The organism is Pseudacidovorax intermedius (assembly GCF_003350475.1).
In the GTDB taxonomy this organism is placed as follows: Bacteria; Pseudomonadota; Gammaproteobacteria; order Burkholderiales; family Burkholderiaceae_C; genus Xenophilus; species Xenophilus intermedius.
This window is the reverse complement of the sequence record NZ_QQAV01000007.1, coordinates 107,400-129,839: the sequence shown is the minus strand read 5'-3', so window position 1 is coordinate 129,839 and position 22,440 is coordinate 107,400. Positions and strand designations below refer to the sequence as shown.

Below are 22,440 nucleotides of genomic sequence, written 5' to 3'. Positions count from 1 at the left end.
GGGCCGCGGGCTAGACTCCTGTCCCTTCGCCGCCGCAGGGCCTCGCCGCCATGCGGCGCTCGTCTTTCAGCCTTCCTGGAGTCCCGTCCCATGCCCGCGTCCGGCCGCATCCTCAACCTCCTGCTCGCCTCGCGCGTGGTCTCGGCCGACGAGGCCGCCGCCCTGGTGCCGCCGGGTGCCAACATCGGCATGAGCGGCTTCACCGGGGCCGGCTACCCCAAGGCGGTGCCGCAGGCCCTGGCGCGGCGCATCGGCGAGGCCCAGGCGCGCGGCGAGGGCTTCCGCATCGGCCTGTGGACCGGCGCATCGACCGGCCCCGAACTGGACGGCGCGCTGGCCGCGGTCGACGGCATCGAGATGCGGCTGCCCTTCCAGTCCGACCCCACGCTGCGCAAGCTCATCAACAGCGGGCGCATGCACTTCACCGACATGCACCTGAGCCACGTGGCGTAGCAGGCCTGGTTCGGCTTCCTGGGCCGCATCGACACGGCCGTGGTCGAGGTCGCGGGCGTGCTGCCCGACGGCCGCCTCATTCCGTCCTCCTCCATCGGCAACAACAAGACCTGGCTGGACCAGGCCGACCGCATCATCCTGGAAGTCAACAGCTGGTTCAGCGACGGCTTCGAGGGCATGCACGACGTGTACTACGGCACCCGGCTGCCGCCGCACCGCGTGCCGATCCCGCTGGTGGGCGCCGGCGACCGCATCGGCGAGCCCTACCTGCACTGCGATCTGTCGAAGGTGGTCGCCGTGGTCGAGACCCACCAGCCCGACCGCAACACCGCCTTCGCGGCGCCCGACGCGGTGTCGCGCGCCATCGCCGGGCACATCATCGACTTCCTGCAGCACGAGGTGGTCCACGGCCGCCTGCCGGCGCGCACGCTGCTGCCGATCCAGTCGGGCGTGGGCAACGTGGCCAACGCCGTGCTGGCCGGCCTGAACGAAGGCCCCTTCGAAGGCATGTCGGCCTACACCGAGGTGCTGCAGGACGGCATGCTGGCCATGCTCGACAAGGGCACGCTGGCCCAGGCCTCGGCCACCGCGCTGTCGCTGAGCCAGCCCGTGGCCGAGCGCTTCAACGCCGATGCGGCGGCCTATCGCGACCGCATCGTGCTGCGCCCGCAGGAGATCAGCAACCACCCCGAGCTGATCCGCCGCCTGGGCACCATCGCCATGAACGCGATGATCGAGGCCGACATCTACGGCAACGTCAACTCCACCCATGTGATGGGCTCGTCGATCATGAACGGCATCGGCGGCTCGGGCGACTTCGCGCGCAACGCCTACCTGTCGATCTTCGTCACGCCCTCGGTGGCCAAGGACGGGGCCATCTCGTGCATCGTGCCCTTCGCCTCGCATGTGGACAACACCGAGCACGACGTGCAGATCATCGTGACCGAGCAGGGCCTGGCCGACCTGCGCGGCCTGTCACCGCGCCAGCGGGCGCAGTGCATCATCGAGCGCTGCGCCCATCCGGACTACCGGCCGGCGCTGCGCGACTACGTGGCCCGCGCCGCGCTGCACGCGCCGGGCCAGCACACGCCGCACCTGCTGGGCGAGGCCTTCTCCTGGCACACGCGCTACCTGCGCGAGGGGCACATGTAGGCGCGGCTTCTTCGCGCTCGCGGCATCGAAGGCCGGCCCCGGCGTCCAGCCGCCGTTGGCCGCGCGCGGTGCCCCGTCCGCAGATCAGGCAAGCCCGGAGACCGCCGCCTCCTGCACCCTGATCGGCTTCGGGATGAGCATGAGCGCGTGGAAGGTGTCGGCGATCTGCTGCTGCTCGGCCAGGATGGCACGGGTGATGGGCCCGGTGCCGAACTGCACCCGCGCGAAGGTGGTGTCCACCACCGGCTTGGGCAGGCCCCAGATGGCCGCCAGCTCACCCGAGAAGGCATCGCGGTTGGCCGCGCCCCAGCTGTCGATGCGGGAGATCTCCTCGATCAGCACCTTGGTGATGTCGCGGTTCTTCTCGGCATAGGGCAGCGACGAGAAGTAGTAGGCCCGGTTGCCGACGACGCCCGTGGCGTCGGCCAGGATGCGGCCGCCCAGCGTCTTCTCGGCGGAAGCGAGGAAGGGGTCCCATATCACCCAGGCGTCGATGGAGCCCTTCTCGAAGGCGGCCCGCGCATCCGCAGGCGGCAGGAAGACCGATTGCACGTCGCCATAGGCCAGGCCGTTCTTTTCGAGCAGCTTGACCAGGAAGTAATGGACATTGCTGCCCTTGTTGTAGGCCACGCGCTTGCCCTTGAGGTCGGCCACGCTGCGGATGGGCGAATCCTTGGGCACCAGCACGGCCTCGGACGCGGGCCGTGGCACCGTGGCCGCCACATAGGCCAACGGTGCGCCGGCGGCCTGGGCAAAGATGGGTGGCGCCTCGCCCACATCGCCGAAGTCGATGGAGCCCACGTTGAGCGCTTCCAGTTGCACCGGGCCGGCCGTGAACTCGGTCCAGCTCACCTTGACGCCCAGCGGCGCCAGCCGCTGCTCCAGCGTGCCGCGGGCCTTGAGCAGGCTCAGGATGCCCTTCTGGTTGCCGATGCGCAGCGCGCGTGAAGCGGACTGGGCGAAGGCGGGTGCGCCCGCGAGGGCCACGCTGCCGGCAGCAGCGGTGCCTGCCTGCAGAAGGCGACGGCGGGAAATTGGAAGCAGGGAAGTCATGTCGGAACAGGCGCTCGCAGCAAGGAAGGGATGCGGATTCTTGGGCCGCCTGCCTTGCATGGGAAACGCGCAGTTCGCAGGTCCTTATTCGCAAAGCGAGCAAGGCGGCGTGGCGCCGAAGAGCCGGCTCCGCCCATCGACGGCCTTGCTCGCCGGCCGCATAAGCAAAGTCGTTTTCCACCTTAGACGATTCCCTTGTTAGCAAGCGAGAACTCTGTCGTTCCCGCTTCGAAGGCGCGTCCCTAGAGTCATGCCCATCGCCACCGCCCGGTGGCCCCGACCCGACGCCCTGGCCATGACCGCCCACGCCCTTCTCGACGACGCCCACTCGCTTCTCCAGGATTTCGACATCCGGCCCCTGCCCGGCAGTTTTGCCGCCGAGGTGGTCGGACTCGATCTCGGCCGGCCAATCCTGGACGAGGACTTCGCCCGCCTGCGGCGCGCCCATCTGGCGCATCCGGTGCTCGTCTTCCGCGACCAGCGCATCACGCCAGCCCAGCATGTGGCGTTCAGCCGCCGCTTCGGGCCGCTGCAGATCCATGTGCAGAAGAAGTTCCAGCTCGCCGGCCATCCCGAAGTGCTGATCGTCTCCAACATCAAGGAGAACGGCGCGCCCATCGGCCTGGGCGATGCCGGTCACTTCTGGCACTCGGACCTGTCGTACAAGGAAAAGCCCAGCCTCGGCTCGCTGCTGCACGCGCAGGTGCTGCCGGCCGAAGGCGGCGACACGCTCTTCGCCGACCAGCATGCCGCCTGGGACACGCTGCCCGAGGCGCTCAAGGCCCGCGTGGCCCCGCTGCGGGCTGAGCACAGCTACCTGGCCAAGTACGAGGAACTGCGCGCCCGCAGCCCGTGGCGTCCGGCCCTCACGGCGGCGCAACTCGAAGAGGTCAAGCCCGTGGTCCATCCCGTGGTGCGCACGCATCCGGAGACCGGCCGCAAGGCACTGTTCGTCAGCGAGCACTTCACCACGCGCATCGTGGACCTGCCCGAGGCGGAGAGCCAGGCACTGCTGGCAGAGCTGTTCGCACACAGCACGCAGCCCGCGCTGCAGTACCGCCACCAGTGGCAGCCGCACGACCTGGTGTTCTGGGACAACCGCTCGGTCACCCACCTGGCCGCGGGGACGCCCGACCACCTGCCGCGCAAGCTCTACCGCACCACCATCGAGGGCGACCAGCCTTTCTGATCATCCCCGGCGGCCCAGCAGCCGCCTCACCCGAGCGACAGGGACGGGAAGACGACCACGGGTCGGGCTTCCGCAGAAGTCCCGCGCCCGCCACATCCTGGAGAGGAAGCCCATGAAACCCATCACCCGCCGTCTGGCCGCCCTGCTCATTGCCGCCGGCCTGGCCACCGCCTCGCTGGCCGCCCATGCCGAAGGCCAGATCCGCATCGCGCAGCAGTTCGGCATCGTCTACCTTTTGCTGAACGTGGCGCAGGAACAGAAGCTGATCGAGAAGCACGCGAAGGCCGCAGGCATCGACGCCAAGGTCGAGTTCCTGCAGCTGTCGGGCGGCTCGGCGGTCAACGACGCGCTGCTGTCGGGCAGCATCGACATCGCGGGTGCCGGGGTCGGCCCGCTGTTCACGCTGTGGGACCGCACCAAGGGGCGCCAGAACGTCAAGGGTGTGGCCTCGCTGGGCAACTTCCCCTATTACCTGGTAACCAACAACCCGAACGTGAAGTCCATTGCCGATTTCACCGACAAGGACCGCATCGCGCTGCCGGCCGTCGGCGTGTCGGTGCAGTCGCGCGTGCTGCAGCTGGCCTCGGCCAAGCTGTGGGGCGACAAGGACTTCGCGCGCCTGGACAAGATCAGCGTGGCGCTGCCGCACCCGGACGCCGCTGCAGCCATCATCAAGGGCGGCACCGAGATCACGGGCCACTTCGGCAACCCGCCCTTCCAGGAGCAGGAACTGGCCGGCAACCCCAACGCCCGCATCGTGCTCAATTCCTACGACGTGCTCGGCGGCCCTTCGTCGGCCACGGTGCTGTACGCCACCGAGAAATTCCGGGCCGAGAACCCCAAGACCTACAAGGCCTTCGTCGCCGCACTTGACGAGGCGGCCCAGTTCATCCGAAGCCAGCCCGAGCAGGCGGCCGACATCTACCTCAAGGCCAGCGGCGCCAAGACCGACCGCGCGCTGCTGCTGAAGATCATCAGGAACCCCGAGGTGCAGTTCAAGACCGAGCCGCAGAACACGCTGGCGCTGGGCCAGTTCATGCACCGCGTGGGCGCCATCAAGAACCAGCCGCAGTCGGTGAAGGACTATTTCTTCGACGACGTGCTCAATGCCCAATCCAACTGACATGATCTCGCTTCATCGAAGGGGCCTTCTCAAGGCCGGCGCCGCTGCCGCCCTGGGCCTCGGCGCAGTGGCTGCCCGCGCCGAAGGCCGCATCCGCATCGCGCAGCAGTTCGGCATCGGCTATCTGCTGCTGGACGTGGTGCGCGACCGCAAGCTGATCGAGAAACACGCCAAGGCCCTGGGTGTGCCGGTGGTCGAGGTGGAGTGGTCCTCCATCTCCGGCGCCACCGCCATGAACGAGGCGTTGCTGGCCGGCTCGCTGGACATCGTCTCGGCCGGCGTACCGCCCATGCTCACGATGTGGGACCGCACCCGCGGCCGCCAGAACGTGAAGGCCGTGGCCGCGCTGGGCGCGTTGCCCAACTACCTGCTGAGCAACAACCCGCAGGTGCGCACCCTGAAGGACCTTGGGCCCAAGGACCGCATCGCGGTGCCGGCCGCCGGCGTGGGCTTCCAGTCGCGCGTGCTGCAGATCGAGGCGGCGCGGGTGTTCGGCCGCGAGAACTTCAAGCGCCTGGACGACATCTCCGTGAGCCTGCCGCATCCGGATGCGACGGCGGCGCTGATCAAGGGCGGCTCGGAGGTCAACACCCATTTCTCCAGCGCTCCCTTCTACTACCAGGCCCTGGCCGCCAACCCGGCGGTGCACAAGGTGATCAGCAGCTACGACATCCTGGGCGGGCCGGCCACCTTCAACGTGCTCTACACCACGCAGAAGTACCGCGACGAGAACCGCGCCGTCTATAAGGCCTTCTACAACGCGCTGGTGGAGGCCGAGCAATTCGTCAAGGCCGACAAGGCTGCCGCCGCCGACATCTTCATCCGCGTGCAGAAATCGCGGCTCGACCCGGCCCTGGTGCGCCGCATCGTGCAGGACCCGGAGAACGACTTCACCGTCTCGCCTCAGCGCAGCCAGGTCTATGCCGACGAGCTGTTCAAGCTGGGCGTGCTGCGCAACCAGGCGGCCTCGTGGAAGGACTTCTTCTTTGAGGAAGCCTGGAGCCGGCCGGGCAGCTGATGCCGCCCGTCCGCCCGACCGCCTCGTTCCCCCTCCCTGCCTGATCCCCTCTGCCATGACCGCCGCTGCCACAGCCACCCTGCGTGCCGCGCCCTCGCCGGCCGCTGCCGCCCCACCCGTGCCCCGACGCCGGCCCGAACCGCCTGCGGTCCACGCGGACGTCGCCGCCACCGCCCTGCTCCAGGTGCAAGGCGTGAGCCTGGAGTACCGCACGCCCGAGCATGTGGTGCGCGCCACCCACCAGGTGAGCTTCGACGTGCACCAGGCCGAGCGCTTCGTGCTGCTGGGCCCTTCGGGCTGCGGCAAGAGCACGCTGCTCAAGGCCATCGCCGGCTTCATCCCGCCCGCCGAGGGGCAGATCCATCTGGACGGCCGCCGGGTGCAGGGGCCGGGCCCGGACCGCATCGTGGTCTTTCAGGAGTTCGACCAGCTGCCGCCGTGGAAGACGGTCAAGCAGAACGTCATGTTCCCGCTGCTGGCCTCACGCACGCTGGGCCGGCGCGACGCCGAGGACCGCGCCCTTCACTGGCTGGACCGCGTGGGGCTGTCCCGCTTTGCCGACGTGCATCCGCACCAGCTCTCGGGCGGCATGAAGCAGCGCGTGGCCATCGCCCGCGCCCTGGCCATGCAGCCGCGCGTGCTGCTGATGGACGAGCCCTTCGCCGCGCTGGATGCGCTCACGCGCCGCCGCATGCAGGAAGAGCTGCTGGCCCTGTGGGAAGAGCTGCGCTTCACGCTGCTCTTCGTCACGCACTCCATCGAGGAGGCGCTGGTGGTGGGCAGCCGCATCGCGCTGCTGTCGCCGCACCCCGGCCGCATGCGGGCCGAGATCAACAGCCACGGCTTCGACCTGGCCAGCCAGGGCAGCCCCGAGTTCCAGGCCACGGCCCAGCGCATCCACCACCTGCTGTTCGACGCACCGCCGCACGGCGCCGACGGAGACCATCCGCAATGAGTGCCCTCCTCCCACCGCTGCCGCCCGTGCGGCCCGAGTACGAACTCGCACTCGAACCCTTCACCGCCAGCGCCGTCGAGCGGCCCCTCCCGTGGACCACGCGGCTGTGGCGTCAGGCCTGGCTGCGCAAGGGCCTGATCCTGCTGGCGCTGGCCCTGATCTGGGAGCTGGTCGCCCGCTGGCAGGACAACGACCTGCTGCTGCCCACGGCGAGCGCGACGGCACGTGCGCTGGTCGCCGGGCTGGCCAGCGGCGAGCTGGTGGCCAAGACCGCCATCTCCCTGGGCGTGCTCGTGCAGGGCTATGCACTGGGCGTCGGGCTGGCCTTCCTGCTGACCTCGTTGGCTGTGTCCACCCAGCTGGGCCGCGACCTGCTGGGCACGCTCACCTCGATGTTCAACCCGTTGCCGGCCATCGCCCTGCTGCCGCTGGCGCTGCTGTGGTTCGGCCTGGGCCAGGGCAGCCTGATCTTCGTGCTGGTGCATTCGGTGCTGTGGCCGCTGGCACTCAACACCTATGCGGGCTTCCAGGCCGTGCCCGAGACGCTGCGCATGGCGGGCCGCAACTACGGCCTGCGGGGCCTGCGCTATGTGCTGCAGATCCTGGTGCCGGCGGCGCTGCCGGCCATCCTCTCGGGCCTGAAGATCGGCTGGGCCTTTGCCTGGCGCACGCTGATCGCGGCCGAGCTGGTGTTCGGCGCCAGCTCGGGCAAGGGCGGGCTTGGCTGGTACATCTTCCAGAACCGCAACGAGCTCTATACCGACCGCGTGTTCGCGGGCCTGGCGCTGGTGGTGATCATCGGGCTGCTGGTGGAAGGGCTGGGCTTCGCGACGCTGGAGCGGCTGACGGTGCGCAAGTGGGGACAGCAGCGCTGAAGACGGGCGCACGCGCCGAAGCGTCGGCAACCGGGCGGGACGAGCGCGTTGTCGGCCCGAGTGCCGCGGACCCAGCCCGCTGCGAAGACCGCCTCACGAACAAGGGTTAACCCTTGTTCACCGGCAAATAGATAGCTAGCTAACTATATTAGAGGGCATGTCCGATGCCGCCCTCTCCGCTTTCGCCGCCGATCCCGCCGAGCTGCGCAACCTCACCTTCACACTCAGCCTGCTGCAGCGCGCCTATCGCGCGGCAGCCGACCGGGCGGTGGCGCACCTGGGCATCTCGCAAGCGGCCGGCTGGGCGCTGGTGACCATCGGGCGGCAGGGCGACGGCACCCGCCAGGGCGTGATCGCCGACCTGCTGGGCATCGAAGGCCCGACGCTGATCCGCACGCTGGACCAACTGGTGGGCGCCGGCCTGGTGGAGCGCCGCGAGGACCCGACCGACCGCCGCGCCCGCACGCTGCACCTGACCGAGGCGGGTGCCGCGATCCAGGCCCGCATCGAGGAAGCGCTCAACGCCCTGCGCACCGAGCTGTTCCAGGACATCCCGGCCGAGGACGTGCGCGCCTGCCTGCGCGTCTTCGGCACGCTCTGGACGCGCCTGGGCAAGGCCGACCGCGGCGGTGCCGCCTCGGAGAACTGACATGCGCCTGCCCCGTCAGCTGCCGCGCTTCAGCGCGGCCGAGATGCTTTTTTCCGCGAAATGCTTCGCCGCGGCCATGCTGGCCATGACGGTGGCCAGCTGGGCAGGCCTGCCCCGGCCCTTCTGGGCGCTGATGACCACCTACATCGTGGCCAATCCGCTGGCCGGCGCGGTGCGCTCCAAGGCGGTGTTCCGCCTGCTCGGCACGCTGCTGGGCTGCGCAGCCACGCTGCTGCTGGTGCCGGCCCTGGTCGATGCGCCCGAGTTGCTCACGCTGGCGCTGGCCCTGTGGGTGGCCCTGTGCCTCTTCGTCTCGCTGCTCGACCGCACGCCCCGCTCCTACCTCTTCATGCTGGCCGGCTATTCGGCGGCGCTGATCGGCTTTCCGTCGGTGGGCGCGCCGCTGGGCGTGTTCGACACGGCCTCGGCCCGCGTGCAGGAGATCGCCATCGGCATCGTCTGCGGCACGCTGGTGCACAGCCTGGTGTGGCCGGTGAGCATGGCGCCCACGCTGATCGGGCTGATGGACCGCACGTTGGCCGATGCGGGCGCCTGGCTGCGCGGCATGGTGCAGGCCGCGCCGAATGCCGCCGCCGGCCGGCAGGCCGCGCGCCGCAAGCTGGCCGGCGACATCTCTCAGCTGCGCGTGATGGCCACGCATGTGCCCTTCGACACCAGCCACCTCAAGTGGACGGCGTCCGCCGTGCGGGCCCTGCAGCACGAGGTGGCGGCGCTCACGCCCTTCGCCTCGGCCGTGGACGACCGGCTGCAGGCCCTGCGCGACGCCGACGGCCGGCTGCCTGCCGATGTGGAACGGACCGTGGGCGAGGTGCTGGCCCGCCTGCCCGACAGCGGACGCACGGCGCCTGGCAGCGTGCCCACGCCCCTGCCCGACACCGCCTTGGCCCAACTCCACACCGCCGCCCGGAGCCTGGGCGAAACCGCGCCCCCGGCCGATGCCTGGACGCTGGCCCTGCGCACCGGCCTGGCCGTGCGGCTGGAGGCCCTGATCGACGCCTGGGCCGCCTGCGTGCAGTTGCGCCAGCAGATCGACGCCGGCCTGGCCGGCCGCCCGGCGCCGCTGCCTGCGACCAACGGCCGCGCCGCACCGGCCGCCCGCGACGTGCTGCACCGCGACGTGGGCATGGCCGCCTGGTCCGCGCTGGCGGCGGCGCTGGCCATCTGCCTGTGCTCCGCCTTCTGGATCTTCACCGGCTGGCCCGGCGGCTCCGCCATGGCCATGATGGCGGCTGTCTTCTGCTCCTTCTTCGCGGGCATGGACGACCCGGCGCCGTCGATCTACGCCTTCCTGAAGGTGCTGCTGCTGTCGCTGCCGCTGGCGGCCCTGTACGTGCTGGTGCTGATGCCCCTGGTGGTGGACCTGCCCACGCTGGCCCTGGTGTGCGCCCCGGCCTTCCTGGTGCTGGGCGTCTACCTGGGCCGGCCGGCCACCTTCATGAAGGCGATGGCGCTGCTGCTGTCGGGCGTGATCGGCACGCTCTCGCTGCACGACACCGGCCAGGCCGACTTCGCCAGTTTCGTCAACGCCATGATCGGCCAGGTGCTGGGCGTGGCCGCGGCGGCCGTGGTGACGGCGCTGGTGCGTTCGGTGAGCGCCGACTGGGGCGCACGCCGCATCCAGCGCATGACCTGGCGCGAACTGGGCCGCCTGCCGCGGCAGGCCGACGACGCGCAGGCCCGCCTGCATGCAGCACGCGTGCTCGACCGCATCGGCCTGCTGGCGCCGCGCATCGCGCAGGCCGGCGGCACGGTGGATGGCGTGAATGCCGACGACGCGCTGGTGGACCTGCGCATCGGCACCGACCTGCATGCGCTGCGCCGCCATGCCGCGCTGCTGCCGGGTCGGCTGGGGCCGGACATCCTGGCGCAGGTGGCGCGGCTGTTCCGCGAGCATCCCGCCGGCCTGACCACCGGCCAGGCCGCGCAGGACCGCCCGGCCCTGGCCCGGCGCATCGACGAAGGCCTGCAGGCGCTGCTGCCTTCCGGCACGTCGCCCCCTGGGCCCGACCTGGCAGCCGATGCCGCCGACGGGCGCCGCGAGTTGCTGGCCGCCCTCGTCGGCCTGCGCCGCAACCTCTATCCCACGCGGCCCTGGCCGGCCGCGCCTTCAACCCTCCAGGAAGTCCCCGCATGACCGGCGAAGCCACGTTCTATGGCGTCTACGTCCCCTGGCTGCTGGTGCTGGCCGTGGTGGCCTGGGGCCTGTGCTGGGGCGCACGCCGCCTGCTCGGCGCCCTGGGCGTCTACCGCTGGGTCTGGCATGCCGCCCTGTTCGACACCGCGCTCTATGTGCTGATCCTCTTTCTGCTGAGCCGACTGACGGCCGCCCAAGGATTCCTCTCATGACAACGACTTCAACGACAACGACGACACGCAGCCGCGCCCTGGCGGCCCAATCCGCCCGGGTGCTGCTGACACTCGGCATGGTGGCCCTGGCCGTCTGGGCCGGCCTGCGCCTGTGGGACCACTACGAACTCGCGCCCTGGACGCGCGACGGCCGCGTGCGCGCCAACGTCGTGCAGGTGGCGCCCGACGTGTCGGGCCTGGTGAGTGCCGTGCGCGTGCAGGACAACCAGGCCGTCAAGGCCGGCGAGGTGCTGTTCGAGATCGACCCGGCGCGCTTCGCCCTCGCCGTGCAGCAGGCGCGCGTGGGCGTGCAGTCGGCGCAGGTGAGCCTGGCGCAGGCCCGCCGCGAGGACGCCCGCAATGCCAGCCTGTCGGACTTGGTGCCGCGCGAGCTGCGCGAGCAGTCCCGCACCCGGGTCGATGCGGCGGCCGCCACCCTGGCACGCGCCGAAGTCGAGCTGCACACGGCCGAGCTCAACCTGCAGCGCGCCACGGTGCGGGCGCCGGTCGATGGCTGGGTCACCAACCTGGAGTTGCGCACCGGCGCCTACGCCGCCGCCGGCCGCGGCGCCATGGCCGTGGTGGACCGCGGCTCCTTCTACGTCGAAGGCTATTTCGAGGAGACCAAGCTGGCCCGCATCCACCCCGGCGACGCCGTGCGCGTGACGCCCATGGGCAGCCGCGTGCCGCTGGCCGGCCGGGTGCAGAGCATTGCCGCCGGCATCGCCGACCGCGACCGCTCCACCGGCGCCAACCTGCTGCCCAGCGTCAACCCCACCTTCAACTGGGTGCGGCTGGCGCAGCGTGTGCCGGTACGGGTGCAGCTGGACGCGCAGCCGGACGCAACGGGCCTGGTGGCGGGCCAGACCGTGCTGGTCGAGGTGGTGGCGCAAGGCGATGCCGCGGCGGCGCACGGCACGACGTCCCCCGCGCGCGGCCACGCCCCTGCGGCCAACCCCGGGGCCGCCCTGGCCGTCCCGCAGGACCAGGGCCATGCCGGGCCGGCCACGCCGGGCCACGGTGATCGCGCTCAAGGGGGCCGGGCATGACCCGGCGCCCCGACCGTACGGCCGCCGCCTTCGGCCGATGCGCGCCCGCCCTGCTGGGTGCGCTGCTGCTGGCCGGCTGCGGCAGCCTGGCCGTGGGCCCCGACTACCAGGTGCCGCCAAAGGCCGCGGTGCAAAACCCGGCTGCGACCCAGCCTTTCCACGAAGCACAGGCCCCCGGCGCCCAGGCCGCAGTCGCGGCCGAGCCGTTGCCGGCACGCTGGTGGCACCTGTTCCGCGACCCGACGCTCGACACGCTGGTGCAGGAAGCGCTCGCGCACAACACCGACCTGCGCGTGGCCGCCGCCAACCTGGAACGCCAGGAGGCCACCCTGGCCCAGGTGCGCGCCGAGGAACAGCCGCAGCTGTCGGTGTCCGGCGGGCCGGCCTTCGGCCATGTCTCGGGCCTGTCGGAACTGGCACCCGGCGTCAGCCCGCCCGACCAGTTCGCCTACAGCCTGGGCGCGGGCCTGTCGTACCAGGTCGACGTGGTCGGCGAGCTGCGCCGCGCGGCCGAGGCGGCGCACGCAGACACCGCGGCCGCCGCCGCCGCGGTGGACCTGACCCGCGTCAATGCCGCGGCCGGTACGGCGCGCGCCTATGCGACCGCCTGCGCCACCGGCCAGCAACTGAAGGTGGCCGAACACTCCGTCGCCCTGCAGAAGGAACAGCTGGCCGTGGTGCAGCGGCTGCACGACGCCGGTCGTGCGGGCGCCACCGACCTCGCGCGCTCGCGCGCGCTGCTGGCCCAACTGCAGGCCGCGCCCCCGGCGCTGCGCGCGCAGCGCCAGGCCGCGCTCTACCAGCTGGCCGCCTGGCTGGGCCGCACGCCCGGTGCGCTGCCGGCCGAGGTGCAGCAATGCGCCACCGTGCCCCAGGTGGCCGGCGCGCTGCCGGTGGGTGATGGCGCGGCCTTGCTGCGCCGCCGGCCCGACATCCGGCGCAGCGAACGGCAACTGGCCGCCGCCACGGCCCGCATCGGCGTGGCCACGGCCCAGCTCTATCCCAAGGTGTCGCTGGGCCTGTCGGCCAGCTCGTCCGGGCCGGCCAACGACTTCCTGGGCCGGGACACCTTCGCGTGGAACATCGGCCCGCTGATCCGCTGGAGCCTGCCCAACACCGGCGCCGCGCGTGCCCGTATCGCCGGGGCCGAGGCCTCGGCCCGCATGGCGCTGGCGAGCTTCGACGGCACGGTGCTGCAGGCGCTGCGCGAAACCGAGACCGCCCTGTCGGCCTACCGGCAGGAGCTGGTCGGTGTGGAGGCGCTCCAGCGGGCGCGCGACGACAGCGCGCAGGTCGCCAGCCAGGCACAGCGCCTGTACGTGGGCGGGCGCAGCGCCTATCTGGACACGCTGGACGCCCAACGCTCCCTGGCCAGCGCCGAGGCCAGCCTGGCCGCCGCGCAGACCCGTGTGGCGCAGGAGCAGGTCGCCGTCTTCATGGCGCTGGGCGGTGGCTGGGAATGAGCCGGCCAGCGCCGCTCAACGGACCGCCGCCATTTCCACGCCCGGGCGGCGCATCGGGGAAGGGGCCAGCGGTGCAGTCCCGCCCGCCTGCGCAGAAGCACCCATGGCCAACGGTGCCTTGGAGGACGGGCGAAGGGGCCGATCCGACGTCGGCGTCCCCATGGGCGAGGGCCGCGGGTCGGCCGTGAACAAGGGGATGCGAACCGCGTCGCCAGCGGAGGCGTCAGGCGATTGCACCGTTGGCGCCTGCGCCAAGGCCACCGCGCTCACGCCCAGGGCCAGAACGGCCAGCACACCGTTGCGCCATCGGACGGCCGACGCCCGCTCGCGCAGCAATGCAGTGCAATGAGTGGGAATGCCGAAGTGCATGGCGACCTCCTGGGGCATGGCTGCGGAAATCGGGACGGGCCCTTTTGCAGCCGTGCAGGCAATGTCGAGCGCGTACAGCCACGCCGATGTCGGCAGCCCCAGTGGTACCCTGTAGGCCGCCGGGAGACACACCCTGTCGCCAAGTGCCAGGGCCGACGCCGGTCGCCAGGCATTTAGACTCGCCAGCTTCCCCTCACAACAAGGCGCCCCCGAGGCGCCCGTACTCCTCCATGACAGCACGTGCCTCGAGCGTCGAAGCACTGGAAGCCGAAATCGCGCGCCTCACCCAGGAGCGCCGCGACCTCGAACGCCAGCAGCGGCAATTGCGGGTCGACGAACTCAAGGCCCTGGTCGACCACTTCGCCCAGCAATTGGGCGCCGCCGGTTTCGGCCTGCAGGATGGCATCGACGCCCTGCAGGCGCGCGCCCGGCCGGCACCCCCGCCCGTCGAACAGCCCGCGCGGCACTCGGTCATCAAGCCGGCCCCCTTCGTGACGGCACCCAAGTCGCAGCCGCGCCCGCCGATGGACGCCGTGCACCTTCGCGCCCAAAGCGTGCTGGGCAGCGACGCCATCGACTGGCTCCAGCGGGCGCATCCGCTGCTGGGCGGCATGACACCGACACAGATGGCCGCCACGCCGCGCGGCGAGGAAAAGGTGCTGGCCCTGCTGGCCGCCTACGCACGCGGCGCCTGAGGCACGCGTTTCGGCTTCCGGGCACCCGGGCCAGCAGCAGCCTGGCCCAGCTGGCGCAGAAGCTCGGCGCGCACGGCATCCGGCACCGCCGCGGCTTCAAGTGGAAAGTTGACCCGACAGCCGCCGCGTCAGCTGTCTCGCCACCTCTGCCACCGCGCGCGCCGCGCTGTTTTCCCAAGCGCTGGAGAGACGGTCCTGGTGATCCGTCACGGTGATCGCGAGCACCGGCCGGCCGTGCATGTCGAACACAGGGGCCGAAAAGGCATTCACCCCAGGGATGGGGCTGCCCACCGCGCGCACCACCCCACGTTGCCGCATCTCTTCGCGGATGCGCGCCAGTGCCGCTTCCCGTCCGTCGAACCCCGTGGCATCCATCCTGCCCAACGGGCCCGCAATGGCCTGCCGCAGCGTGTCGTCCGGCATGGCTGAGGCGAATGCACGCCCGGTCGCGGTGTCGAACAGGGACAGCACGCTGCCCACCCGCAGCGCCACATGCAGGGGCTGCCGGGCCTCGATGAGCCGAACGACGGTCGGGCCGAAATTGCCCCACACCGAAAGCGCAACAGCATGGCCGGTCTGCGCCGCGAGCTGCAGGACCGCCGGCTCCGCGGCCTTGAGCGGATCCAGCCGCTGAAGGCATGCCAGCCCGATCTTCAGGGCCGCCGGCCCCAGGTCGTACCGCCCGCTTGCATCCTGCTCGACGAGGCCCAGTCGCCCGTAGCTGACCAGGTACGGATGCGCACGCGACGGCGTGAGTCCGGCCAAGGCGGCCAGGTCTTTGAGGTTCATGGCGCCTTCGCCCTCGGCAAGTGTCAGCAGCAGCCGCCCGCCAACTTCGACGGATTGAACCGCGCGCTGGAGTTTGGCGTCGGGCTGTTCTTCAGAGGCGGGAGCCGCCGGCTTCTTCGTTCTCATGGAACAAACGAGTTTGACATACGCACACGACAACCGTACATTCTTTTCCAACAAATGCGTTCGCCCTTTGCGAATTCAAAGTCCTTTCAAGGAGATAGCCATGAGCAAGACCTTCGCATCCGCCGCCGACCTCGAAGAAAAGAAGGTCAGCTTCACCCAGCTCTCGGAGCACGCCTGGGCCTACACCGCCGAGGGCGACCCCAACACAGGCGTGATCATTGGCGACGACGCCGTGCTGGTGGCCGACACCCAGGCCACGCCCGCCATGGCGCAGGACGTGATCCGCCGCATCCGCGAAGTCACCGAGAAGCCCATCCGCTACGTGGTGCTCACCCACTACCACGCGGTGCGCGTCCTTGGCGCCTCGGCCTACGGCGCGCAGCAGGTGATCGCCAGCCAGGACACGCGCGACCTGATCGTCGAACGCGGCGAGGCCGACAAGGCCAGCGAGATCGGCCGCTTCCCGCGCCTGTTCCGCGACGTCGAATCGGTGCCCGCGGGCATGACCTGGCCCACGATCACCTTCACCGGCCGCATGAGCCTGTGGCTCGGCAAGCTCGAGGTGCAGCTGCTGCAGCTGGGCCGCGGCCACACCAAAGGGGACACCGTGGTCTGGCTGCCCGGCGAGAAGACGCTTCTTTCTGGCGACCTGGTGGAGTTCGACGCCACCCCCTATGCCGGCGACGCCTACTTCCGCGACTGGCCGGCCACGCTGGACAACATCGCCGCCCTTCAACCGCAGGCGCTGGTGCCGGGCCGCGGCCCCGCCTTGCTGGGACAGGCCCGGGTCCAGGCCGGCCTCGCGTCCACGCGCGACTTCATCCGCGACCTGTGGGCCAGCGTGCAGGAAGGCGTTGCCGCCGGCAAGGACCTGCGCGCCACCTACGAGCACAGCTTTGCCACGCTGCAGCCCAAGTACGGGCATTGGGTCATCTTCAACCATTGCATGCCCTTCGACGTGACGCGGGCCTACGACGAAGCCACGCAGCATGCCGATCCGCGCATCTGGACCGCAGAACGTGACCGTCAGATGTGGGAGGCGCTCGAAGGCTGAACAGAGCGCGACGGGCGTGCATTGCGCCCACCCCGGCTGGCGACGGGCACGCTCGATCGCCCCGCCGCGAAGACAAGAACGACAGGAGACATCGGCCATGAAGCCATCCCACATCCCGCCCCACCTCTTTCGCGGCACCGGCGAGCAGGTGCAGGCCATCCAGTTCGCCTACCGGCGCTCGCCGGACCAGGAGGCGCCCTCGCCCGTGCGCCACCCGGTCGTCATCGTGGGCGCCGGCCCCGTGGGCCTGACGCTGGCCATCGACCTGGCCCAGCGTGGCCAGCCCGTGCTGGTGGTGGACAACGACGACCGGCTGTCCACGGGCTCGCGTGCGCTGTGCTTTGCCAAGCGCACGCTGGAGATCTGGGACCGGCTGGGCGTCGGCGACGCCATGGTGGCCAAGGGCGTGTCCTGGAACCTGGGCAAGGTGTTCCTGCGCGACCAACAGCTCTACCAGTTCAACCTCCTCCCAGAGGACGGCCACGAGCGCCCCGCCTTCATCAACCTGCAGCAGTACTACTGCGAGGCCTACCTGGTGGAACGCGCGCTGCAGTTGCCCGGGCTGGAGATCCGCTGGAAGAACACGCTCGCTGACATCGCACCCCGCCCGGACGGCGCCACCTTGACCCTGGACACGCCCGACGGCCCCTACCGCATCGAGGCCGACTGGGTCGTCGCCTGCGACGGCTCGCGCTCGCCGACGCGGCAGCTGATGGGCCTGGAGAGCCAGGGCCGCGTTTTCCGCGATCGCTTCCTGATCGCCGATGTGCGCATGACGGCCGACTTTCCGACCGAGCGCTGGTTCTGGTTCGACCCGCCCTTCCATCCCAACCAGAGCGTGCTTCTGCATCGCGAGCCCGACAACGTCTGGCGCATCGACTTCCAGCTCGGCTGGGATGCCGATCCGCAGGCGGAGCGCCAGCCCGAGAAGGTCATCGCGCGCGTGCGTGCACTGCTCGGTCCCGACGCCGAGTTCAGCCTCGAATGGGCCAGCGTCTATACCTTCGCCTGCCAGCGGATGGAGCGCTTCGTGCATGGGCGGGTCGTCTTCGCCGGAGACAGTGCCCACGGCGTCTCGCCCTTCGGTGCGCGGGGCGCCAACAGCGGCGTGCAGGATGCGGACAACCTCGGCTGGAAGCTCGACCGCGTGATGCGCGGCCAGGCGAGCGCCGCGCTCATCGACACCTATGGCAGCGAGCGCGAGACGGCGGCGGACGAGAACATCCTCCACTCCAGCCGAGCCACCGACTTCATCACGCCCAAGAGCGAGATCAGCCGGCTCTTCCGCGACCAGGTGCTGGCCCTCGCCCGCTCGCACGAGTTCGCCCGCCGGCTGGTCAACAGCGGAAGGCTGTCCGTGCCCTGCGTGCTGCGGGCGTCGCCGCTGAACACGCCCGACGCCGAGGCCTTCGACAGTGCGATGGTGCCCGGCGCGCCGCTGTGCGATGCGCCCCTGCAGACACCCCAAGGCGACCCGGCCTGGCTGCTGCGCAGCCTGGGGCCGGACTTCACGCTGCTCGTCTTCGGCGAGGCGCCGCATTGGGTTCGCGAACTGCCGGGGGTGGCGGTGCGCTGCCTGGGGCAGGACCTGATCGACGCGCAGGGCGTGCTCGCCCGCCGCCTCGATGCGCAGCCGGGCACCGCCTACCTCGTGCGGCCCGACCAGCACGTGTGCGCGCGGTGGCGTCGGCCATCGCTGGAGGCGGTGCGCGCCGCACTGCGCCTCGCCAATGGCCTGCGCGACTAAGGCCGGAGACCCACCATGCTCAACACGCAACCGAACATCGCCCGCTTCGACGACTTCTACGAAGCACTGTTGGCCGCACACCAGGACCTGCCGCTCGACCAGAGCCACGCGCTGAACGCCCGTCTGGTGCTGCTGCTGGCCAACCACATTGGCGATCTCGACGTGCTGCGCGATGCGCTCGCGCGGGCCCGCGAATCTGCATCCACGCGCTGACCTCAAGGGCGCCGGACAGGCACATGGGGCCATGGCCTGCCACGGACGGGCCATGCCGTGGTGCCGCCACCTTTTTCACGACAACACAACGGAGACAAAACCATGATCAATCGCAAGCAGTTCCTCGGCCTCGCCGCGGCGGTCCTTGGTGCACCGGCCTGGTCGCAGAGCACGGGCAAGCCGGTCGAATGGGTGGTGGGCTATGCCGCCGGAGGCGGCTCCGACGTGGTGGCCCGCACCATTGCCGAAGCCATGGGCCGCACCCTCAACCGTCCCATCGTCATCAACAACAAGCCCGGCGCCGGCACCAACATCGCCGCCGACTACGTGGCCCGGTCGAAGGACTTCGGCAACATCCTCTTCACGGCCGACTTCGCCACGCTGGCCGCCAACCCCTTTCTCTTCAGCAAGCTGAGCTACGACGCGCAGAAGGCGTTCCAACCGGTCGGGCTGCTGGTGCGCTTTCCAATGTTCCTGGTGGTGGGCAGTGAGGTGCCGGCGAACAACCTGCAGCAGTTCACGGCCTGGGCCAAGGCGCAGAAGGATCCAGTGAGCTGGGGCTCTGCCGGCCCTGGCAGTCCGCACCACTTGGTCGGCGAACTCTTCCGCGAGCAAACCAGCCTGGCGATGCAGCACGTGCCTTACCGCGGCGCCGCGCCCGCCATGCAGGACGTGCTGGCAGGACAGATCCCTGCCATGTGGATCGACAGCGCCACCGTGCTGCCCTTCCTTGCCGGCAAAAAGGTAAAGATCATCGGCGTGGCATCGGCCAGGCGCCTGGATCTGTTGCCGGAGGTGCCCACCTTCGCCGAGCAGGGCCTCAAGGATTTCGAGGGCTACGCGTGGCAGGGTCTGGTCGTGCCGACCGGTACCCCGGCCGAGGCCACGGCCACCTTCGCCGATGCCTTGCAGAACGCGCTGGGCTCTACGCAGGTTCGCGCCCGCCTGCAGGCGCTGGGCGTCGAGCCGATGCCTGGCACGCCCGACCAGATGGCACGCTTCTCCGCTGCCGAGCGGGACAAGTGGGGCGCGGTCATTCGGCGTGCCGGCGTCAGGCTGGACTGAGCGACTTTTGGCGTCGGTCGAATGAGTGACGCAAACCAGTAGAGGCCGAGCGCTGGGCCATGCCGCCGGAGAGCCGCCACGGGCAGAGATGCTGCGCACGACCGAGGCCGCTGACGCCCAACTCGCGCGCGGCACCCTGACGGGCCGCTTGACGAGGCAAAGGTGCGGGCCCTGCTGCCCGCCTACGCACGCGGCGCCTGAGGCGCGCGTTTCGGCTTCGGGGCGCGCGGGCCGGCAGCAGCCTGGCCCAGCTGGCGCAGCAGCTCGGCGCGCAACGCCTCGGCCACTGCAGAAGCCGCCGTCGACAGGCTCCGCTCCTGCCGCATCACCTGGCCGATGGGCCGCTGCACATCCGGCGCCGTCAGCCGCCGCTGCACCACCGGCCCGCCCAGCGCCACCTGCGCCGCCAGCGCCGGCAGCACCGACACCCCCAGCCCCGCCGCCACCATGGCATTGATGGTGGCCAGGTGCTCCACCTCGAAGCGCGGTGCGAAGCGCTGCCCCAATGAGAGCAGCGCCGCCTCGGCGTACTGCCGCACGCTGGTGGGCGCCGGCATCGAGATGTGGGGCAGGGCTGCCACCTCGGCCCAACGCAATGGGCCGCGCCGCGCGGCCAGCGCATGGTCCGCGGGCAGCAGCAGCACCAGCGGATCGCTCGCCAGCGTCTCGTAGGCCAGGTCGGCATAGGCCGGGTTCTCGGCCGTGAGGGCGAAGTCGACCTGGCCGGCGCGCACCAGGTCGAAGGAGGCGCCCGACAGCGAATCGACCACCCCCAGCTGCACACCCGGATGCGCCGCCATGAAGCGCGCGAACACCGGCGGCACCACCGTGGCTGCGAGCGAGGGCAACGCCGCGATGCGAACCCGGCCCTCGCGCAGCTCGACCACGTCGCGCACCGCGCTGGCGGCGGCCTCGGCCTGGGCCCGCAGGATGCGCGCATGCGCCAGCAACGCCTGCCCGGCGTCGGTGAGCTGCACGCTGCGCGTATTGCGGGCGAACAGGCGCGCGCGCAGCGTCTCCTCGAGTCGACCGATCACGCCCGAGACGGCCGACTGCGACAGGTGCACCCGCGCCGCCGCGCGCCGGAAGTTCAGCGTCTCGGCCAGCTCGATGAAGACCTGCAGTTCGCGCAGAGAAAGATTGATCATGTTTGGCGATCAGTCTATCGGGCAATAGCGTTGGACCGATCAGTGCCGGCTTCCTAGACTGCGCCGCCATGACGACCCCTTCCCTCTCCCGCCCCGTCGGCACCGCCGTGATCGGCGGCGGCACCATGGGCGCCGACGTCGCCGTGGTGCTCAGCCGCGGCGGCCTGCCCGTCACCCTGGTGGAGCGCGATGCGGCCAAGGCCGCCCGCCTGCCGGGCTACGTCGGCGCCCAGCTCGAAGCCGCCGGCTGCGCCGCGCATGCCGGGCCGATCACCGTCGTGCAGCAGCTGGAGGCCGTGGCCTGGGCCGACGTCGGCCTGGTGGTCGAGTGCATCGTCGAGCAGCTGGCGCCCAAGCAGCAGCTCTTTGCCCGCCTGGTCGAGCTGGCCCTGCCCTCGGCCCTGCTCACCAGCAACAGCTCGGGCCTGCCCATCAGCCGCATCGCCGACGGCCTGCCCACGCGCGAACGCATGTTCGGCCTGCACTTCTTCATGCCTGCGCATCTGGTGCCGCTGGTGGAGGTGGTGATGGGCCCGGACAGCGACGCCGACGCCGCTCAGGCCCTGATGCAGACCATGCGTCGCTGCGCCAGCGTGCCGGTGCTCGTGCGCAAGGACCGGCCGGGCTTCCTGGCCAACCGCCTGCAGCATGCGCTGGCACGCGAGGCCTTCGCGCTGCTGGACGACGGCGTCGCCAGCGCCGAGGACATCGACGCCGCGGTGCGCTTCGGCTTCGGCTTCCGCTTCCTGGCGGCCGGGCCGATCCTGCAGCGCGACCATGCGGGGCTGGACGTGCACTGCGCCGCCGCCGCCACCATCTACCCCAGCCTGTGCAACGACGCCGAACCGGCGAAGGTGCTTCAGCAGCAGGTGCAGGCGGGCCGGGTGGGCATGAAGGCCGGCGCCGGCTTCAGCGACTGGCCCGAAGCCGAGCGCGCGGCCGAACGGGCCCGCTACGACCGCCTGCTGCGCGCCGGCCTCCACCTGCTGGCCGACGAACTGCCGCCGCTGCCGGGTGCGACCGGCGATGCCCCTTCCTCCGACCGGAACCCGACGTGACCGCCGATCCCCTCATCCTCACCGTGGCGCCCAACGGCGCCTACAAGCAGCACAGCGACCATCCCGCCGTGCCGCTCACGCCCCAGGCGCTGGCCGACACCGCCCGCCGCTGCCTGGACGCCGGCGCCGCCATGCTCCACCTGCACATCCGCGATGCGCAAGGCCGCCACAGCCTGGACGTCGAGGGCTACCGCGAAGCCCTGCGCGTGGTGCGCCAGGCGGTGGGCGACATGATGGTGCTGCAGGTCACCAGCGAGGCGGCGCGCGTCTACCAGGCGCCGCAGCAGATCGCCATGGTGCGCGAGTTGCAGCCGGAGGCCGTCTCCATCGGCCTGCGCGAGGTAGATGTGCCCGTCGTCGGCGAGGCGGGGCTGGCTGCCTTCTTCGGCGAGCTGGCCGCACGCGGCACCATGGTGCAGGTGATCCTCTACGACGCGGCCGACGTGGCGCGCTGGCAGGCGCTGCGCGCGGCGGGCACGATTCCCGATGCGCCCTGGTTCCTGCTCTTCGTGCTGGGCCGCTACAGCGCCGGGCAGACCTCCGACCCGCGCGACCTGCTGCCCTTCCTGGCCGCCCATGGCGACGGCCCCGAGCCCTGGGCCGTGTGCGCCTTCGGCCCCACCGAGCAGGCCTGCGTCACCGCCGCGGCGGCCTTCGGCGGCCACGCGCGCGTGGGCTTCGAGAACAACCTGCGGCTGCGCGACGGACGACTCGCGCCGGACAACACCGCCCTGGTGGCGCAGGCCGCCGAGGCGGCCGCCACGCTGGGCCGGCCGCTGGCCACGGCCGCGCAGATCCGCGAGCGCTTCCGGCCACGCTGACCCCGCCCA

General features: G+C 71.0%; 21 protein-coding genes and 1 pseudogene. 18 read left to right on the top strand and 4 right to left on the bottom strand.

The features are described 5' to 3' along the window. Positions 1 to 90: 90 nt before the first annotated feature. Positions 91 to 1,605, top strand: a pseudogene (locus DFR41_RS17675) (acetyl-CoA hydrolase/transferase family protein). Positions 1,606 to 1,689: 84 nt separating this feature from the next. On the opposite strand, the gene DFR41_RS17670 reads toward DFR41_RS17675, so the two are convergent. Then, complete coding sequence (locus tag DFR41_RS17670; RefSeq protein ID WP_114803803.1) at positions 1,690 to 2,658, bottom strand: sulfonate ABC transporter substrate-binding protein; 969 nt, start codon at positions 2,656 to 2,658, stop codon at positions 1,690 to 1,692. A gap of 295 nt (positions 2,659 to 2,953) precedes the next feature. On the opposite strand from DFR41_RS17670, the gene DFR41_RS17665 reads away from it, so the two are divergent. The 10 genes from DFR41_RS17665 (at position 2,954) to DFR41_RS17620 (ending at position 13,346) form a co-directional block, all read left to right on the top strand. Continuing rightward, positions 2,954 to 3,847 carry a TauD/TfdA dioxygenase family protein gene (locus DFR41_RS17665; protein ID WP_114803802.1) on the top strand — a complete coding sequence of 298 codons (894 nt, stop codon included), beginning with the start codon at positions 2,954 to 2,956 and terminating at the stop codon, positions 3,845 to 3,847. Positions 3,848 to 3,959: 112 nt separating this feature from the next. Further along, a complete protein-coding gene (locus DFR41_RS17660; protein ID WP_114803689.1) occupies positions 3,960 to 4,970 on the top strand; it encodes an ABC transporter substrate-binding protein in 1,011 nt (336 codons plus the stop codon). A gap of 1 nt (position 4,971) precedes the next feature. Next, positions 4,972 to 5,988, top strand: a complete 1,017-nt coding sequence (locus tag DFR41_RS17655; protein ID WP_114803688.1) for an ABC transporter substrate-binding protein — start codon at positions 4,972 to 4,974, stop codon at positions 5,986 to 5,988. Positions 5,989 to 6,043: 55 nt separating this feature from the next. Beyond that, positions 6,044 to 6,943, top strand: a complete 900-nt coding sequence (locus DFR41_RS17650; RefSeq protein ID WP_114803687.1) for an ABC transporter ATP-binding protein — start codon at positions 6,044 to 6,046, stop codon at positions 6,941 to 6,943. Beyond that, positions 6,940 to 7,818, top strand: coding sequence for an ABC transporter permease (locus DFR41_RS17645; RefSeq protein ID WP_114803686.1), 879 nt, complete (start codon positions 6,940 to 6,942; stop codon positions 7,816 to 7,818). The genes DFR41_RS17650 and DFR41_RS17645 overlap by 4 nt, the downstream gene beginning before the upstream one ends. Positions 7,819 to 7,975: 157 nt before the next feature. After that, positions 7,976 to 8,467 (top strand): MarR family winged helix-turn-helix transcriptional regulator, encoded by a 492-nt coding sequence (locus tag DFR41_RS17640; RefSeq protein WP_114803685.1) that lies wholly within the window; start codon positions 7,976 to 7,978, stop codon positions 8,465 to 8,467. A 1-nt stretch (position 8,468) separates the two neighbouring features. Continuing rightward, on the top strand, positions 8,469 to 10,622 hold the full coding sequence (locus DFR41_RS17635) for an FUSC family protein (RefSeq protein WP_244917790.1): 2,154 nt from the start codon (positions 8,469 to 8,471) through the stop codon (positions 10,620 to 10,622). Continuing rightward, positions 10,619 to 10,834, top strand: coding sequence for a DUF1656 domain-containing protein (locus DFR41_RS17630; protein WP_017759557.1), 216 nt, complete (start codon positions 10,619 to 10,621; stop codon positions 10,832 to 10,834). The genes DFR41_RS17635 and DFR41_RS17630 overlap by 4 nt, the downstream gene beginning before the upstream one ends. Further along, positions 10,831 to 11,883 (top strand): efflux RND transporter periplasmic adaptor subunit, encoded by a 1,053-nt coding sequence (locus tag DFR41_RS17625; RefSeq protein WP_114803684.1) that lies wholly within the window; start codon positions 10,831 to 10,833, stop codon positions 11,881 to 11,883. The genes DFR41_RS17630 and DFR41_RS17625 overlap by 4 nt, the downstream gene beginning before the upstream one ends. Beyond that, positions 11,880 to 13,346 (top strand): efflux transporter outer membrane subunit, encoded by a 1,467-nt coding sequence (locus tag DFR41_RS17620; protein ID WP_114803683.1) that lies wholly within the window; start codon positions 11,880 to 11,882, stop codon positions 13,344 to 13,346. Before DFR41_RS17625 ends, DFR41_RS17620 begins: the two co-directional genes overlap by 4 nt. A 15-nt stretch (positions 13,347 to 13,361) precedes the next feature. Here DFR41_RS17620 and DFR41_RS27750 read toward each other — a convergent pair whose 3' ends face one another. Continuing rightward, positions 13,362 to 13,715, bottom strand: coding sequence for a hypothetical protein (locus DFR41_RS27750; RefSeq protein WP_017761260.1), 354 nt, complete (start codon positions 13,713 to 13,715; stop codon positions 13,362 to 13,364). A 230-nt stretch (positions 13,716 to 13,945) separates the two neighbouring features. Between DFR41_RS27750 and DFR41_RS27745 the strand changes: the two genes are divergently transcribed. Beyond that, positions 13,946 to 14,410 carry an antitoxin Xre/MbcA/ParS toxin-binding domain-containing protein gene (locus tag DFR41_RS27745; protein WP_017761262.1) on the top strand — a complete coding sequence of 155 codons (465 nt, stop codon included), beginning with the start codon at positions 13,946 to 13,948 and terminating at the stop codon, positions 14,408 to 14,410. Between the two features lie 96 nt (positions 14,411 to 14,506). On the opposite strand, the gene DFR41_RS17610 is transcribed toward DFR41_RS27745, so the two are convergent. Further along, positions 14,507 to 15,325: an IclR family transcriptional regulator gene (locus DFR41_RS17610; RefSeq protein ID WP_043112477.1), complete on the bottom strand. Its 819-nt coding sequence runs from the start codon at positions 15,323 to 15,325 to the stop codon at positions 14,507 to 14,509. Positions 15,326 to 15,425: 100 nt separating this feature from the next. On the opposite strand from DFR41_RS17610, the gene DFR41_RS17605 reads away from it, so the two are divergent. From DFR41_RS17605 to DFR41_RS17590, 4 genes are all read left to right on the top strand, one after another. Beyond that, on the top strand, positions 15,426 to 16,379 hold the full coding sequence (locus DFR41_RS17605) for an MBL fold metallo-hydrolase (RefSeq protein ID WP_017761264.1): 954 nt from the start codon (positions 15,426 to 15,428) through the stop codon (positions 16,377 to 16,379). 97 nt (positions 16,380 to 16,476) lie between these two features. Then, positions 16,477 to 18,126 carry an FAD-dependent oxidoreductase gene (locus DFR41_RS17600; RefSeq protein ID WP_017761265.1) on the top strand — a complete coding sequence of 550 codons (1,650 nt, stop codon included), beginning with the start codon at positions 16,477 to 16,479 and terminating at the stop codon, positions 18,124 to 18,126. Positions 18,127 to 18,141: 15 nt separating this feature from the next. Next, the gene (locus DFR41_RS17595) at positions 18,142 to 18,339 is read left to right on the top strand and encodes a DUF2783 domain-containing protein (protein ID WP_017761266.1); all 198 of its coding nucleotides are present in this window, start codon (positions 18,142 to 18,144) and stop codon (positions 18,337 to 18,339) included. Between the two features lie 102 nt (positions 18,340 to 18,441). Further along, positions 18,442 to 19,404, top strand: coding sequence for a Bug family tripartite tricarboxylate transporter substrate binding protein (locus tag DFR41_RS17590; protein ID WP_114803682.1), 963 nt, complete (start codon positions 18,442 to 18,444; stop codon positions 19,402 to 19,404). A 182-nt stretch (positions 19,405 to 19,586) separates the two neighbouring features. On the opposite strand, the gene DFR41_RS17585 is transcribed toward DFR41_RS17590, so the two are convergent. After that, the gene (locus tag DFR41_RS17585) at positions 19,587 to 20,552 is read right to left on the bottom strand and encodes a LysR family transcriptional regulator (protein WP_114803681.1); all 966 of its coding nucleotides are present in this window, start codon (positions 20,550 to 20,552) and stop codon (positions 19,587 to 19,589) included. A gap of 68 nt (positions 20,553 to 20,620) precedes the next feature. Between DFR41_RS17585 and DFR41_RS17580 the strand changes: the two genes are divergently transcribed. After that, positions 20,621 to 21,610 carry a 3-hydroxyacyl-CoA dehydrogenase family protein gene (locus tag DFR41_RS17580; RefSeq protein WP_114803680.1) on the top strand — a complete coding sequence of 330 codons (990 nt, stop codon included), beginning with the start codon at positions 20,621 to 20,623 and terminating at the stop codon, positions 21,608 to 21,610. Next, complete coding sequence (locus DFR41_RS17575) at positions 21,607 to 22,431, top strand: beta-keto acid cleavage family enzyme (protein WP_114803679.1); 825 nt, start codon at positions 21,607 to 21,609, stop codon at positions 22,429 to 22,431. The genes DFR41_RS17580 and DFR41_RS17575 overlap by 4 nt, the downstream gene beginning before the upstream one ends. The last annotated feature ends 9 nt before the right edge of the window (positions 22,432 to 22,440 follow it).

Excerpts from the sequence above, each read along its gene's own strand:
- DFR41_RS17670 (WP_114803803.1), bottom strand. The coding sequence starts at position 2,658 with ATGACTTCCCTGCTTCCAATTTCCCGCCGTCGCCTTCTGCAGGCAGGC.
- DFR41_RS17665 (WP_114803802.1), top strand. The coding sequence starts at position 2,954 with ATGACCGCCCACGCCCTTCTCGACGACGCCCACTCGCTTCTCCAGGAT.
- DFR41_RS17660 (WP_114803689.1), top strand. The coding sequence starts at position 3,960 with ATGAAACCCATCACCCGCCGTCTGGCCGCCCTGCTCATTGCCGCCGGC.
- DFR41_RS17655 (WP_114803688.1), top strand. The coding sequence starts at position 4,972 with ATGATCTCGCTTCATCGAAGGGGCCTTCTCAAGGCCGGCGCCGCTGCC.
- DFR41_RS17650 (WP_114803687.1), top strand. The coding sequence starts at position 6,044 with ATGACCGCCGCTGCCACAGCCACCCTGCGTGCCGCGCCCTCGCCGGCC.
- DFR41_RS17645 (WP_114803686.1), top strand. The coding sequence starts at position 6,940 with ATGAGTGCCCTCCTCCCACCGCTGCCGCCCGTGCGGCCCGAGTACGAA.
- DFR41_RS17640 (WP_114803685.1), top strand. The coding sequence starts at position 7,976 with ATGTCCGATGCCGCCCTCTCCGCTTTCGCCGCCGATCCCGCCGAGCTG.
- DFR41_RS17635 (WP_244917790.1), top strand. The coding sequence starts at position 8,469 with ATGCGCCTGCCCCGTCAGCTGCCGCGCTTCAGCGCGGCCGAGATGCTT.
- DFR41_RS17630 (WP_017759557.1), top strand. The coding sequence starts at position 10,619 with ATGACCGGCGAAGCCACGTTCTATGGCGTCTACGTCCCCTGGCTGCTG.
- DFR41_RS17625 (WP_114803684.1), top strand. The coding sequence starts at position 10,831 with ATGACAACGACTTCAACGACAACGACGACACGCAGCCGCGCCCTGGCG.
- DFR41_RS17620 (WP_114803683.1), top strand. The coding sequence starts at position 11,880 with ATGACCCGGCGCCCCGACCGTACGGCCGCCGCCTTCGGCCGATGCGCG.
- DFR41_RS27750 (WP_017761260.1), bottom strand. The coding sequence starts at position 13,715 with ATGCACTTCGGCATTCCCACTCATTGCACTGCATTGCTGCGCGAGCGG.
- DFR41_RS27745 (WP_017761262.1), top strand. The coding sequence starts at position 13,946 with ATGACAGCACGTGCCTCGAGCGTCGAAGCACTGGAAGCCGAAATCGCG.
- DFR41_RS17610 (WP_043112477.1), bottom strand. The coding sequence starts at position 15,325 with ATGAGAACGAAGAAGCCGGCGGCTCCCGCCTCTGAAGAACAGCCCGAC.
- DFR41_RS17605 (WP_017761264.1), top strand. The coding sequence starts at position 15,426 with ATGAGCAAGACCTTCGCATCCGCCGCCGACCTCGAAGAAAAGAAGGTC.
- DFR41_RS17600 (WP_017761265.1), top strand. The coding sequence starts at position 16,477 with ATGAAGCCATCCCACATCCCGCCCCACCTCTTTCGCGGCACCGGCGAG.
- DFR41_RS17595 (WP_017761266.1), top strand. The coding sequence starts at position 18,142 with ATGCTCAACACGCAACCGAACATCGCCCGCTTCGACGACTTCTACGAA.
- DFR41_RS17590 (WP_114803682.1), top strand. The coding sequence starts at position 18,442 with ATGATCAATCGCAAGCAGTTCCTCGGCCTCGCCGCGGCGGTCCTTGGT.
- DFR41_RS17585 (WP_114803681.1), bottom strand. The coding sequence starts at position 20,552 with ATGATCAATCTTTCTCTGCGCGAACTGCAGGTCTTCATCGAGCTGGCC.
- DFR41_RS17580 (WP_114803680.1), top strand. The coding sequence starts at position 20,621 with ATGACGACCCCTTCCCTCTCCCGCCCCGTCGGCACCGCCGTGATCGGC.